Source organism: Campylobacter gracilis (assembly GCF_001190745.1).
Lineage (GTDB): Bacteria > Campylobacterota > Campylobacteria > Campylobacterales > Campylobacteraceae > Campylobacter_B > Campylobacter_B gracilis.
In genome coordinates this window covers 2,080,820-2,099,575 of sequence record NZ_CP012196.1, presented here as the reverse complement: position 1 = coordinate 2,099,575, position 18,756 = coordinate 2,080,820, and the positions used below count along the sequence as shown (strand labels likewise).

Genomic DNA, 18,756 nt, shown 5'->3' with positions numbered 1-18,756 from the left:
TGCGGAGGGTTAATGAGCGCGCTAAAAATATTAAAATTTTTCATCTCTTACAAGTTCGCGCTCTGCCTCCTTTTTATCCTTGCCGCAGGTGCCGGCGTCGCAACCTTTTTAGAGAGCATTTACGATACGCAAACTGCTAAAATTTTAGTCTATGAGGCGCGCTGGTACGAGTGCGTCATGGGTGCGGCGACGCTGAGCCTGCTCGGCATTATAATTAAAACCAAAATGTGGCGCCGCTTTGGCTCCTTCGTCCTTCACGCTGCTTTTATCATCATCTTTATCGGCGCGGCGCTGACGCGCTATTTCGGCACTGAAGGCGTGCTGCACGTAAGGGCGGGCGAGAGCGAAAGCGAGATGGTAAGCGTCAAACCATACTTGCAAATCCGCACGCAAGACGCGCTGTTTGAGCATCCGCTAAATCTATCTCAGATCGGCGATAACGATTTTAGCTTCACGCAAAGTATAAATTCTAAAAGCTTCACCGTCAAATTTAGCTCCTACAAACCCGCGCCCAAAGGCGAGCAGGGCACGCTTGCGGTAAAAGCGGGCTTTGAGGGCGGAAGCGAGCAAGAAGCGCAGCTGCGCGGAGGCGCGGGCTGGCTCGGGGAACCTAAAATTTTAAGCTTTGACGGCGAGGAGATAATGCTAAGCTGGGGCTCGAAACTCATAGAGCTTCCGTTTGCGGTAAAGCTTTTGAAATTTAAGCTCGAGCGCTATCCGGGCTCGCAAAGCCCGTCATCCTACGCCAGCGACGTTGAAATTTTAAAAGAGGGCAAGAGCGCGGGGGAGCATGAAATTTATATGAATCATCCGCTAAACTTTGACGGTTTCAAGCTCTTTCAATCCTCCTACGACACCGACGAGCTAGGTACAGTGCTGGAGCTTAACCGCGATCCGGGTAAAATTCCTACCTATTTCGGCTATTTCTTGCTTTGCGTCGGATTTATCGGCAATCTTTTTACCGCCGGCAGCAGATTTAAAAAGCTCGCTAAATTTATCAAAAACAACGCGCCTGCCGCGCTTCTTTTGATCGCGCCGTTTTTTTTCGGCATTGAGCTTCGCGCCGCGGACGAAAACTATCTGGCAAATCTTAAAGCTAACTCGCGAGTTCATGCAAACGGCGCGTTCGCGGAGCTTTTGGTACAAGATTACATGGGCAGGATCAAGCCGCTTAGCACCGAAGCAAGCGAGATCGTAAATAAAATTTCAGGCACGGATTCGCTTTACGGCTTAAGCGCCGAGCAGATGATTCTAGGAATGAGCCTAAATCCCGCGTTCTGGCGCGATCAAAAGATCATCAAGATCAAAAACGACGAGATCAAAAAGATGCTGGGCTTGGCGCCGCAGGAGCGATATGCGAGCTTTAATTCGGTCTTTGATGAAAACGGCAACTACAAGCTCGCCCACGCCCTGGACGAGGCGAATGAAAAAAGCGCCTCGCGCCGCGGCGTGCTCGATAACGAGCTGATTAAATTCGACGAGCGGCTAAACATCGCGTATCTGACTTTCAGAGGGGTATTTTTTAAATTTATCCCCGTGCCGAACGACCCGCAAAACGCGTGGCTCTCGCCGAACGACGCCTTCGCGGATTATAGTATCGCTCCGCAGATCAAAGGCGTGCTAAACGACTATCTAAACGGCTTGCAAGACGGAATTTCGGATAATGATTGGGCTAAAGCGGACGCCGCGTTAGCGGAGCTGAAAAACTACCAAAGAGTCACCTCGGCGGCTATTCTTCCTAGCGTTAGCCGCGTCAAGGCCGAGGTGTTTTATAACAAAGCTTCGGTTTTCAAAAAGCTAGTTTATTTCTATATGATCCTAGGCGGCGTAGCTCTAATATTGGCGCTTTTGGGCGCGCTTTGCGGCAAGAGCTTCGCGCTCGCGCAAAAAATTTTATTTGCGGCCTTTGCGATATGTTTTGCCGCACATACCCTAGCGCTTGCGCTGCGCTGGTACGTCGCGGCTCACGTGCCGTGGAGCGATAGCTATGAGTCGATGATCTACATCGGCTGGTCGGCGGCGCTTGCGGGGATCATATTTTTTAGAAAGTCCCTACTTACGCTAAGCGCGAGCTGCTTACTAGCTAGCATCGTGATGCTCGTAGCGCATATGAGCTTCGTAAATCCGCAGATTACCAACCTCGTGCCGGTGCTAAAATCGTATTGGCTCAGCATCCACGTATCTGTTATCACGGCTAGCTACGGATTTTTAGGGCTTAGCTGTCTGCTCGGTCTTTTGGCTCTTGTTTTGATGGCTCTTAAAAACAGCGCCAATTGCGAGCGGCTCAATGCTCAGATCAGATATATAACGGCGATCAACGAGATCAGCCTCATCGTGGGGCTTTCGATGCTGACGCTCGGAAATTTCTTCGGCGGCGTGTGGGCGAATGAGAGCTGGGGGCGATACTGGGGCTGGGATAGCAAAGAGACCTGGTCGTATGTTTCGATCATCGTCTATGCGATCGTGCTGCATCTAAAGCTTATCCCGAAGCTCGGCTCGATCTACGTTTATTGCGTAAGCTCGACGCTCGCGTATAGCTCAATCATAATGACCTATTTCGGCGTAAATTTCTACCTCACCGGCATGCACTCTTATGCCGCGGGCGATGCGCCGCAGATACCCGCGCCGTTTTATTGTATAATAGCGGCGATAATTTTAATAATCGCTCTTGCTTTCAGGGGCAGGGACGTAAAAACGATATAAAGGAGTAAATTTGAAAAAATTTATAATAGCGCTGATTTTGGCTGCCGCGGCAAATGCGGGCTTTATCAGCGAGGGCATTCAGGCGCAGCAAAGCGGCGATCATAAAAAACTCGCAGAAATTTACGAGCGAGCGTGCGGTTTGGAAAATAAAGCTTCGGGATGCTATAATCTAGCCGTTTTGTATTTTGAGGGCACCGGCAACGTAGAGAAAAATTTCGAAAAAGCGATCAGCCTCTACGAGAAGGCGTGCAGCGCTAAATTTGCGCTTGCATGCAACAATCTAGGCTATATCTACGAAAGCGGCAACGGCGCGGATCAAAATTTTACCAAAGCCGCGGCTTATTACGAAAAAGCCTGCAAAGATAACGAAGGCTGCACCTCGCTCGGACTTTTATACGCAAACGGCGCGGGGCTCGCAAAGGATGTCGCCAAGGCGGCGAGCCTTTATGAGAAGGCCTGCACCTACGGCGATATGATGGGCTGCAACAACCTGGGCTATCTGTATCTAAAGGGCGAAGGCGTGCAGCAAAGCTTCGCAAAGGCTAAAATTTTTTACGAAAAAGCTTGCGGCGGCGACATCGGCATCGGCTGCAACAATTTAGGCTATCTATACGCCTTTGGGCAGGGGGTAAGCCAGGATTATAAGCAGGCAAAGCAGCAGTATGAGAAGGCGTGCAACCTCGGTCACTTCGACGGCTGCAATAACTTAGCCATAATGTATGCCGAAGGAAAAGGGGTGAAGTCCGATAACGCCAAAGCAAAAGAGCTTTTCAAAAAAAGCTGCGACGGCGGCATCAAGATGGGATGCGAGAATTTGGAATTTTTAAATTCGATTAGTAAGTAGATTTAAAACATCAAATTTTTAAGGAGACAGTATGATTTTACGTTCGTTTTTAGTTTCGGCTGCGCTTGTTGCGCTCGTTTGCGGCGCCTCCATGGACGGGGCCAATAAACCGGCAAAGCCTATGTTTCAAAGCGTGGATCCTAGTAAGGCTACGCTTGTAGGAAGCGGCGAGGGCAAAGAATACTGCGCCGTTTGCGGAATGAGCCTGGTTAAATTTTATAAAACCAACCACGTTTGGAACGGCAAGCAAGTAGCTTCTCTGCACTGCTTGTACGAGATTACGGGCGGCAAAATTCCAAGCGATGCGCAGGTCGTCGATACGAAAAATCTAAATTTGATCGACGTAAATAAAACCTTTTACGTCGTGGGTAGCAAGGTCAAAGGCACGATGACGCGTAACAGCAAATACGCCTTCTCAACCGAAGCCGACGCGAAAGAATTCCAAGCCGAAAACGGCGGCGAGATAGTGAACTTTGCCAAAGCCTACGAGATTGCGGGACAGGACTTCGCGGGCGATAATAAGATGATTAAAGCCAACCGTGAGGGCGGCGTTTACGCGCACGGTAAGGAATTTTATGAGACAAACTGCGCTAAAACCGAAGCGAAAAACTTCAAAGCTATCTCCGAGCTTAAAGCTCATCTCAAAAATGTTTGCGACGCAAAAGGCGCGAGCAAGGAGCCTGAGTACGACAAACACCTGCAAGCCGCGGCGCTGTATCTATGGGATGCGCCGGCAAATTTAGGCAGTAGCGGTAAAGATACAAAAGCGAAAAAACCTGAAAAGATCGTCGTGCCCGAGGGCGCTAAATGCCCGGTCTGCGGTATGCTAGTGGGCAAAAACCCTAACTGGGCGGCGATGATAGAGATCCAAGGCGGCGAGAACCTGTATTTTGACGGCGTGAAAGATCTGATGAAGTACTACTTCCAAAAGGGCAAAGGCTTTGATAAAATTTTCGTAACCGACTACTACAAGCTACACAAGATCGACGCTAAAAGCGCCTTTTTCGTGCTCGGCTCCAACGTCTTAGGGCCGATGGGCGACGAGCTCATTCCATTTGAGAGCGAGAGCGCGGCTAAGACCTTCGCCAAAGATCACGGAGGCAAGATGCTTAAATTTGACGAAATCAAAGAGAGCGTAATAGAAGGGCTATGAGGCTCATTTGCGCTTTAATTATCTTTTTTGCCGCCCTTTACGCGCTCATTGCGGTGCATTACGTAAGCTTTGATCGAGCAAAGGGCGAGCAGTGCCTACAAAAGATCGCGCGCGAGATAAAGGACGTGCGGCTCTCAAGCAGCTTTAAGAGCAAAGCCTACGCGGAGTTCGTCTATGATAAGTAAAAGCTTCATCGACTACTCCGTAACTCTGCTGCGAAAAGATAGAGCCGATCACTCCTTTAGCTTCGCGATATTTGCCTTTATCGTTTTTATTTTAAGCTCGGTGCTTTTCATCTCGGGCTCCATTCAAAACGATCTTGAAAAGGTCATCAAGCTCAGACCCGACATCGTAGTAGAGGCTCTACGCGCGGGCAAACGCGATCTGATGCACGACGGCTATATCTACGACGTCTCTAAGATCGCAGGCGTCAGCGAAGTGCAGGGCGCCGTGGACGGGATGTATTACTTCGCTCAAAAGCGCGTTTGGTTTCATATCGTAGGCGACGAAAGCCTGAGCGAAAACGAAATGATCGTAGGCGAGGGAGTAAAGGCGGCGATGGGCGAGTGGTACTATGAGGACGAGTTTCACTTCTTGACCGAACAGCGCCTAATTGCGATTAAGATTAATAAAATTTCGCCGCACGAAAGCAGCATCGTCTCAAACGACGTGATCTATCTAAATCCCGCTACCGCGCGCGAGGTGCTAAGCCTGAAGGAGGGCGAATACACCAAGCTCTACGTAAGCGTGCCCAACCCCAACGAAGTAAGCGAAGTAGCGCTTAAGATCGTAAATTTATACCCCAACACGCAAGCCCTTAGTGCCGAGGACGCGGTAGCCGAAGTGAGGCATCTGTATTATTACAAAGGCGGAATTTTTATGGTGCTTTACGCCGTGGCGATGATCTCGTTTTTTATCTTACTGAAAAATCAAATTTCGCTCGCATACGGCGAGAAGAAAAAGGAGATTGCGATCTTGCGCAGCATCGGCTTTTGTATAAAGGACATCATCGCGATGAAATTTATTCAAAATTTCATAGTCTCGCTAAGCGCTTATCTGCTCGGCGTCGCGGGCGCGTATGCTTATGTTTTTATCCTGGATGCGCCGCTTTTGCGCGATATATTTTTAGGCGGCGAGCTGCGAAATTTCATCACCTTCACGCCCGCGATAAATTTCAATATGCTCTTTTTGATCTTCGTCTTTAGCGTGATCCCGTTTTTGGCGTTCGTCATCATCCCATCCTGGCGCATCGCTATAGGCGATATGAGCGAGGCGGTCAAATGAGCAAAATAGAGATCAAACAGCTTTATAAAATTTACAACGAGGGCAGGGCGAATGAATTTCTCGCTTTGAAAAATATAAGCTTAAGCGTCGAGGAAGGGCAGATCGTAATCTTAAAAGGCGTTAGCGGTAGCGGCAAAAGTACGCTTCTATCCATCATAGGCGCGCTTTCTAAGCCGAGTAGCGGCGAGGTTTTAGTAGACGGCGCAAACGTCTCTAAGCTCGCCGATATCGAAAGCTCCGCGTATCGCCATAAAAAAATCGGCTTTATCTTTCAGTCTTTCAATCTGCTTGAGGCGCTTAGCGTCTATAAAAACGTCCTTGCGCCGCTTAGTCTTGAGCGGCTGAGCAGAGATGAGCTTGGCGCGCGCATAGACGAAGCGATGCAGATCGCTAATATCGCGCATAAAAAAGATCAGATCGTCTCCAGCCTTAGCGGCGGCGAGAAGCAGCGCTGCGCTATCGCAAGGGCGCTCGTGATGAATCCGCAGATCATCTTGGCCGACGAGCCGACGGCAAATTTAGACAAACAAAACTCGCTCGGTTTCATCGAGATGCTTTCAAAGCTCAAAGAGCTTAAAAAGACTGTTTTGATCGCGACGCACGATATACTCTTCGACGAGCTAAGTTTCGTGGACCAGCGCGTGTTTTTAAAAGATGGAGAAATTTCTGCATGAGCGTATTTTTATCGGGTAGCGTGATCGCGTTTTTGGCCGTGGAGCTGATCGTAATAGCGCTGATGACGATCTCGCAGTTTTATATCGTGCGGATCATGCGCTACTGGGATTTTAACGCCACCTCAAATTTACAATACGCCCTGGAGAAAAGAAACTATCTCATCAACACCATTTTGTTCTTCACGATAGCGTGCAAGATCATTTTGTTTATATTTTTCGCGCTATGCTTAAACGAGCTCTCTTCGATCGTGCCGGGCGCGATGTGTTCCGCAGGCGTCGTGGGCTCGAACCGCTACGGCAACATCCTACTGCTTTTAAAAATTTTATTGATCTTCGGCTTTGGGCTCTGGCTTATTTTAAACAGTCTCGATCTTAAAGCGGGCAAATTTCCCTATCTAAAGCGCAAATACCTGATCTTTACCATCCTTTTTACGGGCGTTTTGGCGGAGTTCATTTTAGAAATTCTATTTTTTACCAATATCCCGCTACGCGTGCCGGTGTTTTGCTGCTCGGTCGTATTTCGCGCGCCGAAGCTCCCGTTTGGCTACACGCAGGCGCTTTTAGCAACCTTTTTCTACGCGATATTAGGCGCCATTTTGATCTTAAATTTCTTAAAGCAGTCGATGGCGAGCTTTGCTCTGAATTTGCTCTTTTTGTTCGTCGCATACTACGCGATCACCTATTTTTTCGGGCTTTACGTTTACGAGCAGCCCAATCACAAATGCCCGTATTGCATGCTTTTGAAGGATTATTACTTCGTCGGCTATGCGATCTGGGGCTCGCTATTTTTGGGTATATTTTTCGGCATCGTGCCCTTTTTAACGGAGCTTATCACCAAGCGCGCCTACACCCACCTGCTTAAATACTCCTCGTTCTGGCTCATTCTAAACGCGCTCATCTGCAGCGCCTACGTCGTCAAATACTACTTCGTGCGGGGCGCTCTGCTATGATTAAGAAAATTTTTGCCGCGGTTTTGCTCGCCTGCGTGATGGGGCTGCTCATATCGTCCATGGATATAGCCGAATCCAAAATCTCCGTGCGCCACGGCAACACCGATAAGCAGCCGCTGCAGATCGAATTCGGCAAATATCTATGCCACGAGAGCGGCACGGTGATAAACGATCTGTACAACACCGCTCAGGCCGTTATGCCAAACGGCGATACATATTTTTTCAACGACATCGCAAACGTCTTCATGTGGCTGATGCGGCAAAAAAACAAAGATGAGATCGTGGTGTGGGTTTATTCGCAAGACACCGAGAAATACATCATCGCCAAGGACGCCTGGTACTCGCGCGTCGAGATCACGCCGATGGGCTACGGCTTTGGAGCGTATGAGTTTCACAACTACGGCAGGAGCGACTACTACTACGACGAGATCGTGCTGTGCGCCGCTCGCGGCGAGACGCTGCTAAATCCACTCATCAACATCCTGCTATCTGAAAATAAAATTTAGCCTCGCGGCGGATCGGAAAATGAAATTTAGCTCCGCGATGGATGGGAAATAAAATTTAACTCTTCGGCGGATATGAAATAAAATTTAGCCGTGCGGCAGGTAGGAAATAAAATTTAACCCCGCAGCGGGCGCGACTTGTCGCAGATACGGCCGCCGCGTAAATTTTACCCGTGCCCGCACCTTTTATTAAAATTTTGCTCACTCCCGCCTCTTTCGTTAAATTTATCTCGCGTCCGAGTCTGCGTTCGCTCGCAATTATTAAATTTGCTCGTATTTGCCCAAGCTCGCGCCCATTCGTATTCATTGAAATTTAGCCAGCCCGACCCGAACCCTCACTCATTCGTCCTCATGGAATTTAGCTCGCATTTACCTGGGCTCACATCGGCTTGCTCGTTAAATTTGACCCGCCCGCACCGCCGAACAGTTTAAAATTTTAAACTGTACTCGCTCGTTAAATTTTATGCGGTTTTCGGTGTGAGGCGCGAAAATTATCGCCTTTAAAATGCGAAATTCACACCTCCTATGCCGTCTTGCCATAGAATTAAAAAATGTCTAATTCGATCCAAATTAAAACGCTTGGCTCAAAATTCGGTGCCACTGAAATTCATCGTTACCTTTCTACTAAAATTCCAGTCTAAATCTTAGTCCTATGCCGTTAGATTTAATATCGCTTCCATATGCTCCGACGTAGGAGAGCTTAAGCGTAGCGCGGCTTGAAAGAGATGCCTCGATTCCTGCTTCGGCAGTCGTTAGGTTTTGCAACTTCTCACCTTTTAGCTGCGTACCACCTAGCCCGTTTACGTATAAATAAGCCTGCGGCTGCTTATCCGAAAAGAAGCGATTATATGCCACGTCTGCACTTGCTCTTAAACCTACTCCGCCGATTCTAAACGGAACGCTAGGTTTTATACCAATGCTTACGGCTTGTAAATTTCGCGTTTTGTTTTCAATGCGAATCAAAGAGTTGCTGACGCTATCTATTTTCGTGCGAGTATGCGAAACACCAGCGTAGGGTTCTACACTAAAGCTGTCCGCGTTGCTAAAACCCATATAAGAAACCTGTGCGAATGCACTTAAACTAGAGGCATTTGAGCCTACATATTCGTAAGCTATAGGCGAAACCGATGAGATTAGCTTTCTATCTCGATCATATTTCGAATATATCGCACCGAAGCTAAATTTAACGGGTTCAAAACCGATGTCGGAATAAATTCCGCTATGAAAATCCTTGCTTTTGACTTCCTTGGTGCCGCTTATTTTATCGTCCGTACGCCCTGCGCCTACAAATACACCGACGCTTGAACTATCGCCGATTAAAGAGTCAATACCGATTAAATTTACGAACGAATCGGAATGCAATTTGCCAATACCGGTATCTTTATCAGATTTAATTCGATTTGTGCCCGAAAAGATCCAAAATCTAGTGTCTTTATCAATATTTACAGCATTCGCGCCACCTCGGTTTTTAACGATGCTTGCCATCATTATGGAATTTATCGCGGAATTATTTGCCGCAGCAAATTCAGCATCATTTGCGAACGCGCTATAATACTCTCGCGCTTGAGCATGGTTTGAGCCTAAAATTTGCGTATAAATTCCGCTGCCGCGATTGGCGACGAGTAGATCTGCGAACGCCCTTTGCGAAGAGCTTAGTGCAAAATCTTGCATACTTGTTCCACTTTGGATCGAAAGGCGTAAATTTGAGCCACTCGCCTCCTCTTTGCTCGTTTTGAAAAACGCATAGCTATCCTGAGTGTTTGCTAAATTTGCACCGCTAAATGTGCCCGTGGCGGTTAAAATTTTCTTAGAGCCGGGGTTGTCGACGAGGTTTTGAAGATCGCTAGTATTAACTTGCCCTGCTCTTAGTAATGAGCCTTGTTTAAAGCTTAAATTTAAATTATTCACGCCATCATTTACTATGAATGCACCACCGCTATTGATTGTTGCTTTTACGGTGGTTGCATCGCTTGCCTTGCTCACGCTTCGCCAGCCGTTCCTTTCAGGTACCCTATATACTGCAGAGTGCAAAATTTCAAGTTCGCCGCCATTTTGTACATCGATATGTTTGCTTTTACCGATTGATTGATTGAGCGCCGAAATTTTGCCACCATAGATAGTGGTAATTCCGGTGAAAGTGTTGTCGCCCGTAAGTGTTAAGGTGCCGCTGCCTCTTTTGATGAGCGCACCCTCATAGCCCTGTGCGGCCCGCTCGGCTCTCGCCTTCTCTCTTGCGGTCTCAAAAGTAAGCTCAGCTTTTTCCTCTGGGCTTAAATTTTGTTTTGAAGCAAGGACGGCTTTTCTTGCTGCCCAAACGGCTGCTTCGTTTTGATCCTCGATTTTTCTAAATTTGATAGCTTTATCAGATATATCGTTGCTCCATATATCGTCTTGATCCATAGTAATGTCGAAATTTCCTAAAAATTGCCCAGGACCAAACATTGCTTTGCCAAGGTCTAAGATACCCCAGCCCCAGACTTTGCTTGGTACGCCGAGCCCGTCACTGCCCCAGCGCTCCAAGGGTTGCCCTTCGTGACCTGCTCTAAGCGTCGTTTGTCTTGCGGTAGTAAGCATCGTATCGCGGACCTGTGCCGCATTCATATATGGATAGCGCTGGAATATGACACCTAACGCACCGCTTACGTGTGGAGCCGCCATAGAGGTACCACCCGAGGACTTATAAATCGCATTGCCATAGGTAGCATCATTCGTAAGCTCGACATAGGCGGAATATATCTCCTCGGCAGGTGCGGCGATTGTCCACCATTTGGAGTGTCCAGCGTAGTTAAACTCTTGTATATCGGATGCGGAAGCGTAGCCTCTGATATATTCACTTGAATCGTTTGGATAGCCTTCTCCACCGGCTTGTCCCGTGACATTTACCCAGTATTTTTCTGCATCGGGCCTGAAATACGGTAGGGCTGCACGTGTAAAAGACTCCGCCATAAGACTTCTATTTCCCGCCGTAAAAACCTGAATGACCTGCCTTTTGACCGCTACTTCGTAAGCGGCGTCTATGAAGCTTTTCTCGTCTTTAGTAACAAATTGATAATAGGCTTTTTTGGCTTCTTCGATATCTTTTAAATTTATATGATCTTTGGCTTCAGTAGTTTGATTAGCTACCGTTACATCGTAAAATTCTACGCCATATTCAGGTACAGCGCGCCAGCCGTAGGTAGATTTATAGCCTAGAGCACCAGAAAATGATGAATTCACGCGCCTATTTGAACCCCAACTATTATTTATAACTCTAGCTCCTGCATCAGATAGGGCGGTGTATGCTTTTAGGAAGTAGTTATAGTCCTGATTTGGACCGTAGGTCATATTATCGTTGCCACCCGTGTTGGCGGAGTAGAGCTGCGCTCCGTAAGCTACGCCATGCATACCACTACCGTCTCTATTTGCTGCCATAGTGCCACCCACGTGTGTGCCGTGGGCGTCGTTTACACCCCTTATCCATGCACCATCTATATCAAAGGCTTCTCCTTTTTTAAATGCGCCGTTATCCGTAGTATCAAAATTCTTTTTGCCGTTTTTTACAGGCTGATTTTTATTTATCGGTCCATTGCCATAAGCGGCATCAGGGTATCTCATCCCGTCTTTGTCATAGTTTCCGATCGTTTTTACGATGTGAATTCTTCCGCCTCCAAATTCTGGGTGGCTAAGCAGTACGCCCGAGTCCATAACGCCGATTTTTACGCCGCTACCGTCAAAGCCTAGCGCATAAGCCGTAGAAGCATTCATTGAGGTTAAACCCCAATCTTTTTTATATTCGTCACTCTCCCAACTACTCGTATTACCGAGCATTCCCGTTTCGGTATAGGCGCCTAGACAAGTACCCGACAACAGCAAGCATGCCGCTATGGATAGCGTAGGTAGGTTTAAGCGCTCTTTGCAGTGCAAATTTGTAAATTTCGATGTTAGATCGTAATTCATAGGTATCCTTTCGTAAAAAATTTATTTAATTATACATTGCTTAAAATTAAATATTAATTATTATAAATAAGAAATTTCAATTACAAATTTTAGATAATACCAGAAGGAATGAGCTTGCGTAAGTTAAACTTTTTATATATTACGGCATATAAAATAAATGCTCAACAAATAAATTTATATCAATACGGGCGCCGAAATTTTAAGTTATAATGGCGCTAAATTCCATATCAAAGGAGCGAAAATGAGCGAAATTTTAGATCAGACGCTAGAGCGTGCGAAAGAAATTTTAGGAGCGGAGGCGCTGGATCTTAAGATTGAGCGCGCGGTCGTGGGGCTATTTTTTAGCGGCGTGAAGCTGCAAGGAGGCGCGTGCGGGCTTAGCTATACGCCGCTAAAGTCCTTATCGGGCGCCGTTTGCTGCCCCTCGCAAGCAAGCGCGATGCCCGATTCGGGCAATATCGCGGGCAAAAGCGTGCGCTATCTGCTGCGCGATTTGGGCTCTGCCGCGCCGCTTAAAAAGACGCTCGCGCTCGCCGCGCTAAATGCGCTTGGAAGGGCGTGTTTCGATAAAATCAGCGCGGATTACGACGTGAAATTCGGCGCCGATCCCTTTGAGCAGCTGCAGATCGAGCGCGGCAGCTTTAGCGTCGTCGTGGGTGCGCTGGTGCCCTACATCAAGACGCTGATGAAAAAGGGCGCGGATTTTAAAATTTTAGAGCTTGACAAAACCACGCTCAAGCAGGCGGAGCTGCCGTTTTACCTGCCTGCAAGCGAGGCCGCAAGCGTCGTGCCGCGCGCCGATAACGTGATAATCACGGCTACGACGCTCATCAACGACACGCTGGATGGGCTTTTGCATCTGAAAAAAAGCGGCGCCAAGCTCGTGCTCGTGGGGCCTACCACGCCGCTACTGCCGCAGGCGCTGTTTGAGCGCGGCGTGGACTTTGCGGGTGGCACGCTCGTGCGGGATGCCGACGCGGTGCTCGATATCATCGCGCAGGCAGGCTCGGGGTATCACTTTTTGGGTAAATTTGCCGATAAAATCACGATCTGTAAGGGCTAGCGCGCAGATTGAAATTTTAAAATTCTGCGCGCAAAGGGCTTAAATTTAAAGGAGAAAATATGCAAAAGTGCGTCTATATCGTGCACGGCTACGACGCTTCGCCTAAGAAGCACTGGTTTCCTTGGCTTAAAAGCGAGATCGAAAAATCGGGCGCGAGGGCGGAAATTTTAGCGATGCCCACGCCTGCGCATCCGAGGCTTGATGAGTGGTTGAAAACCCTGCGAGAAAGCGTAAAATTTGAAGGCGAAGTTTATCTGGTCGGACACAGCCTCGGCTGTCCTACGATCTTAAATTTTTTGCAAAGTAGCGCTGCAAGCGGCGCAGTAGAGGGCGTAGTGCTGGTCTCGGGGCTTGCAAAGCCGCTTAGTGATCCGCAGTTTAAAATTTTAGACGAGTTTATGGATAAAGGCTTTGATTTTGAGCGCATAAAAGCCGCCGCAAAACGGCGCGCGGTGGTTGCCGCAAAGGACGATTATATCGTGCCGTTTAGCTTCAGTTGTGAGCTAGCGGGGCAGATCGATGCTAAGTTTTACGAGGTGCAAAAGGGTGGGCATTTTTTGGATAGAGACGGCTTTACGAAGCTTGATCTCGTGTATGAAATTTTAGAAAAAATGATGAAGCTAAAGGGCTAGGCTTTAGGCAAACGCACCTGCTCGGTTTTTGCTTCCGCATTCGCGCCGCTCGCATTTTTCTATGCTAAAGCTCGGATTTGCTTTGCGGCTAAGATAAAGGTCTCGTATTTAGCCCACCGAAGGCTCCGCTACCCGCATAAATAAATAGATAAGCCCGCGGCGCAATCGTCGTTTGCAAAAGCAAGTTCCGCGCGGTTTTAAAATTTTGTAAATGTCGCAGCGACATAAGCGTGTTATGCATAAATGTCAAAACGCAGCAGTTGACGGGTTTCTGGTTGCGGCAAGATAAAATTTAGCGCTCGCGGCGGAGCTTTTGCGACGATAGAATTTTAAAATTTTAAAGCAAGCGGGATGAGCTAAATTTTAAATCTCGCCCAACTCGCGCGGGTTAAATCCGTGCCTAAGCCCGCGCCGCGCGAGAGATAAAATTTAACGGGCGCGAAAGGCGCATAGGCTTAGCTTCTCTTTTCGTTAAACATATACGAAATCACGAAAACGATCAGACAAACGGGCGCAAATGCAAACACCGCGCTCCAGCCGGCGGCATGCTCGCCCCAAAAATATCCCGCCGCGAGGCATGCCAAAAACCCACCGTAAAAAGCACCGAGCGATAAATTTTCTACCGCAAAAAGCAGTAAACTAAGATTTGGATTTTTTACAAACAGTTTGCTGTGCTTAAAATTTTTATACCTTTTGAGCAGATACCAAAGCGGCGCGCAAGCCAAAATCGCAAATGTCGCCGCAAAAACGGCAATCCTTAGCGCGCCCTCAAAAGGCAAAACCGCCAAAATCAAAGCTGCCGCCCACCTACAAAACCGAACCGATCAAAGATGCCGCCCGCCAAGCAAGAAGACCACCTGCTAAGCGAGCAAATATCTCGCTATCCTGTGAAATTTATACCTTTGCTCTGCATCCATCACCTTAAGTCTTCTAAAGTTTTATATGAAATTTTTTATTTCAAAATTTTAATAAAGTTTATTATAAAACTTTTAGCGCATCTCTATATCTCTACCGCCCAAATAATATTCTTCCAGCGGATAGTTTATATTGCCGCAGTTATCAAATTTAAAACCTTTTCCAATACCGACTACGGCATTTTTTCTCTCTTTATAGTATTCTCTAGTAATGTCAAAATTTGTTACCAAGTCATAAATATACTCCGAATGGTTAAATTGCATATAATTACCGTTAAATATAGCGAATTTATCAAGGAACAAAGTGCCTGTAACAGCTTTATCGTCGCCGTTAACCATAACTATCGGTCTGTCAAATCCAACGCTCGTATCTTTCAAATTTATTTTTAAATATTTCTTTGGATCGGTTTTTTTAGCCTTTAGCTCTTTCATCAGTATCTCCTCGGTCGTTTTTCCCTCTTGGTAATATTTTTCTAATACTTCAAAACAATTTGATAAGTTTATATTTTCTAGTTCATAGTATGCAACCTCGTATTTGCTAGACCAAAGACTACCGAAGGTTTTCAACCTATAAGCATCAATCATCCAATATAGCTTTACATCATAGTCCAAATATGCCCCGGCTACTCTTTTATATAGCTCCTCTTTGGGTAAAATTCTATCCTCTTTGAGGCAGTATCCTTGCTTGTATTTGTTATAGTCGGAAAGAGAAACGACAGCGAAACCTCGTGAAGTGGAATAATCGGGGATTATACGGATAAATGCGGCGCAAAGTATTATTATAAGAAGTAGCGTGCCTGCCAGGGTTTTAAATTTAATAGACCTGTAGAATTTCATATCGTTTCTTTTCTATCCATCCATTCGTTAGAGGCTAATTCTTTCGGACCAGGAGGAGTTTTCTTCCCCCACAAATAATAACTCAATATATCGGCTCCGTAATTACCCTCTAATTCTAATCTCAAATCAGTTTCTTTTTTGCTCATCTCTTATCCTTTTTCGGCTACATTCGTTAAGATAAAATTTTAACTAACTTTATCCGCCGTGAATCCACATATCCAGTTCCTGTTCCGCCGGAGCTTTGATATCAAAATTTATATTTCCACAATTATCGTATGAGAATTTACGTCGCAGATTTTTCATATGGGTATAAGCCAAGACTTCGTTAAAGCTTTCTAAGTTCTCATATCCGTTTTTTATTCGCATTAAATTTTCTTTGCTTTTGATTTTTGTTAAATCTTCTTTATTGTTAAGCTCAATATACCAACTTATATAATCAGGTCTAGCATAATTCACAAAAAATTGATTCTCTTTTATTAAAAATGATTTTTCTAAAAACATTTTTCCGTTATGAAATGGATTTTTCTCTTCGGATAAGATGATAGGCTTTTTAAAGCCTAAAATTTCATCCTTATACACAAAGTATTTGGATAGATCGGAGATATCTATTTGCGTCTTGTCTTTTATCTCATAATCAAAACTCTTTCTATCGGTATTTTCAACCAAAAAATCAAACCAGTTTTCTTCATTAAAATCGCCGATTAGATAGAGCTTGGAGATGTGCGCCGTATAAAAACTATGGCCGAAAATTTTTATATCGTGCTCATCGATAATGGTATTTCGCAGAACCTCATAGTCGTGATATCTTTTAAAATAATTTATAGCGGCATTTTGAAGCAATTCTTCGTTGCTTAAAGCTCTATTCTCTTTTAGGCAGTATCCTTGCTTGTATTTGTTGTAGTCAAAAATAGTAACCACGGCGAAGCCTTGCGAAGTGGAGTAATCGGGCACGATGCGGACAAATAGGGCGCAGAAAAGTAGCACTGCGGCTAGAATTTTAAATTTAAGTTTGCGAAATTTCATAACGATCCTTTAAATGCCGCCAGCGAAGCAAACGCACCTCACCACCTCGTTAAATTTATACCTTTGCTCCGCCTTCATCGCCCTGAGCTTTTTAAATTTGAGATAAATTTACGCGATGCTCAAAGTTTTTCTATCTGCGCTAAACCTCTTTGCATCGCTAAATTTTATATCTTGCGCTAGCCAATTTTAAATTGCTGCAGCATTTAAATTTTGGTTTTCGCGGCGCTCAAATTTTACTTGGCGCGGCACCAAAAATTTCAGATAAGCTCTAAAGCCACGCCTTGGTTTTATGCTCGCAAAATTTAATCGCACCGCAAAAAGTCAGTCTGCGCGTAAAATTCAGCGGCGCGGCGAAAGGAGCCCGTCTCATAAAGCGGTGCCGCATAAAATTTAGCCGCACCGCAAAAGCTACTCCGCTGCGCAAAATTTAACCGCGCCGCGCCAAAGCTCGTTATTTCTTCGGCTTGCTTAGCTCATAGCCGAAGCGGATCTTTTTGCTCTCGCCCGGCTTTAGCTCAAAGTCCCAGCTAAGCAGTCCGTCCTTGCCGAGGCTGCTCTGCTCGGGCGAGTTTTTCAGCGCGACCTTTACGTCCTCATGCGTCGAGACGGGCGCCCGCTCTTGTAAAACCACGTTCCACGCGCGCTTGGAGCCGTTTTTGATCTCGTAGTCCCAAGCCATGGAATTTTTGCTTTCTCCGCCGAAAAAGGAGTTTTTCGTGAAGTTGTTCGCCTGCTCTTTTTTGACTTCGATCAGGCTATTTTTACCCAGATACGCCGTAGCCTCCGCGTTTGCGGCAAAGCCTAGATGCACGAGTCCGATCTGCACGCCGTCGAGCTTTATTAGCGTTTCGCTCTCCTCTATGTTTCTTTCGGGACTAAATTTAGCTCGCACGTAGGCCGCCTCGCTGCCGTAGCCGTCGATGAGCAGATCAAATTTCGCATCCAGGCTCTGTTTATCGAAGCTAAACTCGCCCGTCTCGCCCGCTTTGAGGCTTACGCCGCTAATTTTCCATACCTTTGAGAGCGAGTTTTCGATATTTGCGCCCGTCCTTTGATACGATGATCTAGCCTCCATCGCAGGCGCGACCCTATCCATAGTCGCTTCCTCTAGCATCACATCCTTTTTATAAGCCGCCGCAGGCGCTGGTCTTGCAGGCTCGCCCTCGTACCACGGGTAAAACGGCTGCGGCGCGGTCTGCGAGGAGTATTCGTAAGGATACAGCGCGATCGTTAAATTCGCTAGCTCCGCGTTTAGCGGATTTTGCACCGAGAGCTTTTGCGCGACTTCGATTTTGCCGCTTGCAAGATCGGCAGAGAGCTCGTTGTGCGTGTAGGCGCTTACGTCAACGGGGTAGCTTATTTTTACAAAGCTCGGATCGCAGTCAAAGTTCGCGTTTAAGCTGCGCTCGTTTTTGATCACGTATTTTGAAATTTTCTCTTTGAGCTTTCCGATCTGCTCGTCCGTCTTTGAAATTTCGCCTGCTACGAGCAGGACTTCGTCGTAAATTTTTTGCGAATCCGCTTTTAGGCTCGCCAAACTTCTATCTTTTAGGCTTGCGAAGTCGCTTAAAAAGCGCTGCTGCGCCTTAAGCGCGACCAGGCGGTCGTTTAGCTCGCGCAAGCTCTTTTCGTCCGCCTCTTTTTTGGCGAATTCCGCGTTTTTCACGGGCTCAATCTCTCCCAAAGACAATTCGCGCACTTCGCAAGAGCCCGCGATCTCGATGCTGCGGATATCCAAGTACTCCGGCACGTTCACGCTGAAGTTTGATTTTTGCGCGCCGAAGTTTTGGTACAAGAAGGCGGAGTTCGCGTAGATCTCAAGGCTATTTTCCTGCGCGCTTAAATTTACGGCAAGCGCCGCAGCTGCGCTTAAAAGCACTATTTTTTTCATTTTTGCTCCTTAAAAATTTTACGTAATTGTAACGATAAATTTTGATTTTTATGCTTAAAATTTGGAGTGAATTTTAAAATTCCGGCCCCGCCGCCCGCTTTGAAATTTTAAAATTTCGCCGCCTCAAAATCCCCGCCGCGGACGCTAAAATTTTACCGCCGCTAGCGTTCATTAAGTCCTCTCACTCGCGCAGCCTAAGCGATAAAATTTTAAATTTAAGAAGCTTCTATTTTAAGGATGAGCTGTACCCCTCCGCGAAGTCAAACCGATAAAAATGCAGGCGCTAGCCTGCCGTAACTTTAGCGGGGCGTGGGGCAGAGCCCCACTCGCAGGCTCGGACTTTGTTCGG

The 18,756-nt window shown here is 46.7% G+C and carries 17 protein-coding genes; 10 read left to right on the top strand and 7 right to left on the bottom strand.

All coding sequences use genetic code 11. From position 1 onward, the window contains the following. Positions 1-12 precede the first annotated feature (12 nt). Genes ccsA through CGRAC_RS10355 form a run of 8 tightly spaced genes read left to right on the top strand, consistent with a single transcriptional unit; the run spans position 13 to position 8,114 of the window. Entirely contained in the window at positions 13-2,703 is a 2,691-nt protein-coding gene (gene ccsA, locus CGRAC_RS10390) for a cytochrome c biogenesis protein CcsA (protein WP_005870889.1), read from the top strand. Between the two features lie 10 nt (positions 2,704-2,713). Beyond that, positions 2,714-3,547: a tetratricopeptide repeat protein gene (locus CGRAC_RS10385; protein ID WP_005870887.1), complete on the top strand. Its 834-nt coding sequence runs from the start codon at positions 2,714-2,716 to the stop codon at positions 3,545-3,547. A 31-nt stretch (positions 3,548-3,578) separates the two neighbouring features. After that, positions 3,579-4,700: a nitrous oxide reductase accessory protein NosL gene (locus CGRAC_RS10380; RefSeq protein ID WP_005870885.1), complete on the top strand. Its 1,122-nt coding sequence runs from the start codon at positions 3,579-3,581 to the stop codon at positions 4,698-4,700. Continuing rightward, on the top strand, positions 4,697-4,885 hold the full coding sequence (locus tag CGRAC_RS10375; protein ID WP_005870883.1) for a hypothetical protein: 189 nt from the start codon (positions 4,697-4,699) through the stop codon (positions 4,883-4,885). Before CGRAC_RS10380 ends, CGRAC_RS10375 begins: the two co-directional genes overlap by 4 nt. Beyond that, complete coding sequence (locus CGRAC_RS10370; RefSeq protein ID WP_005870881.1) at positions 4,875-5,984, top strand: ABC transporter permease; 1,110 nt, start codon at positions 4,875-4,877, stop codon at positions 5,982-5,984. The genes CGRAC_RS10375 and CGRAC_RS10370 overlap by 11 nt, the downstream gene beginning before the upstream one ends. After that, positions 5,981-6,658, top strand: coding sequence for an ABC transporter ATP-binding protein (locus CGRAC_RS10365; RefSeq protein ID WP_005870880.1), 678 nt, complete (start codon positions 5,981-5,983; stop codon positions 6,656-6,658). The genes CGRAC_RS10370 and CGRAC_RS10365 overlap by 4 nt, the downstream gene beginning before the upstream one ends. Beyond that, complete coding sequence (locus tag CGRAC_RS10360) at positions 6,655-7,608, top strand: hypothetical protein (protein WP_005870879.1); 954 nt, start codon at positions 6,655-6,657, stop codon at positions 7,606-7,608. The genes CGRAC_RS10365 and CGRAC_RS10360 overlap by 4 nt, the downstream gene beginning before the upstream one ends. Next, complete coding sequence (locus CGRAC_RS10355) at positions 7,605-8,114, top strand: hypothetical protein (protein ID WP_005870878.1); 510 nt, start codon at positions 7,605-7,607, stop codon at positions 8,112-8,114. The genes CGRAC_RS10360 and CGRAC_RS10355 overlap by 4 nt, the downstream gene beginning before the upstream one ends. A 55-nt stretch (positions 8,115-8,169) precedes the next feature. Here the strand turns inward: CGRAC_RS10355 and CGRAC_RS10350 are convergent, their stop codons facing one another. After that, positions 8,170-8,418, bottom strand: a complete 249-nt coding sequence (locus CGRAC_RS10350) for a hypothetical protein (RefSeq protein WP_005870877.1) — start codon at positions 8,416-8,418, stop codon at positions 8,170-8,172. Positions 8,419-8,735: 317 nt separating this feature from the next. After that, the gene (locus CGRAC_RS10345) at positions 8,736-12,047 is read right to left on the bottom strand and encodes a S8 family serine peptidase (RefSeq protein ID WP_005870875.1); all 3,312 of its coding nucleotides are present in this window, start codon (positions 12,045-12,047) and stop codon (positions 8,736-8,738) included. A 241-nt stretch (positions 12,048-12,288) separates the two neighbouring features. On the opposite strand from CGRAC_RS10345, the gene CGRAC_RS10340 reads away from it, so the two are divergent. Together CGRAC_RS10340 and CGRAC_RS10335 are read left to right on the top strand one after the other, a co-directional pair. Beyond that, the gene (locus CGRAC_RS10340; protein ID WP_005870873.1) at positions 12,289-13,110 is read left to right on the top strand and encodes a DUF364 domain-containing protein; all 822 of its coding nucleotides are present in this window, start codon (positions 12,289-12,291) and stop codon (positions 13,108-13,110) included. A gap of 59 nt (positions 13,111-13,169) precedes the next feature. Further along, the gene (locus tag CGRAC_RS10335; protein WP_005870869.1) at positions 13,170-13,742 is read left to right on the top strand and encodes an RBBP9/YdeN family alpha/beta hydrolase; all 573 of its coding nucleotides are present in this window, start codon (positions 13,170-13,172) and stop codon (positions 13,740-13,742) included. 455 nt (positions 13,743-14,197) lie between these two features. Here CGRAC_RS10335 and CGRAC_RS10330 read toward each other — a convergent pair whose 3' ends face one another. The 5 genes from CGRAC_RS10330 to CGRAC_RS10315 form a co-directional block, all read right to left on the bottom strand. Next, a complete protein-coding gene (locus tag CGRAC_RS10330) occupies positions 14,198-14,536 on the bottom strand; it encodes a hypothetical protein (protein WP_005870867.1) in 339 nt (112 codons plus the stop codon). Positions 14,537-14,731: 195 nt separating this feature from the next. Continuing rightward, complete coding sequence (locus tag CGRAC_RS10325; protein ID WP_005870866.1) at positions 14,732-15,493, bottom strand: hypothetical protein; 762 nt, start codon at positions 15,491-15,493, stop codon at positions 14,732-14,734. Further along, positions 15,490-15,639, bottom strand: coding sequence for a hypothetical protein (locus tag CGRAC_RS12095; protein ID WP_156187210.1), 150 nt, complete (start codon positions 15,637-15,639; stop codon positions 15,490-15,492). Before CGRAC_RS12095 ends, CGRAC_RS10325 begins: the two co-directional genes overlap by 4 nt. A 49-nt stretch (positions 15,640-15,688) precedes the next feature. Next, positions 15,689-16,516 (bottom strand): hypothetical protein, encoded by an 828-nt coding sequence (locus CGRAC_RS10320; protein ID WP_005870865.1) that lies wholly within the window; start codon positions 16,514-16,516, stop codon positions 15,689-15,691. Positions 16,517-16,967: 451 nt separating this feature from the next. Next, positions 16,968-18,407, bottom strand: coding sequence for a DUF4139 domain-containing protein (locus CGRAC_RS10315; RefSeq protein ID WP_005870860.1), 1,440 nt, complete (start codon positions 18,405-18,407; stop codon positions 16,968-16,970). Positions 18,408-18,756: the final 349 nt, after the last annotated feature.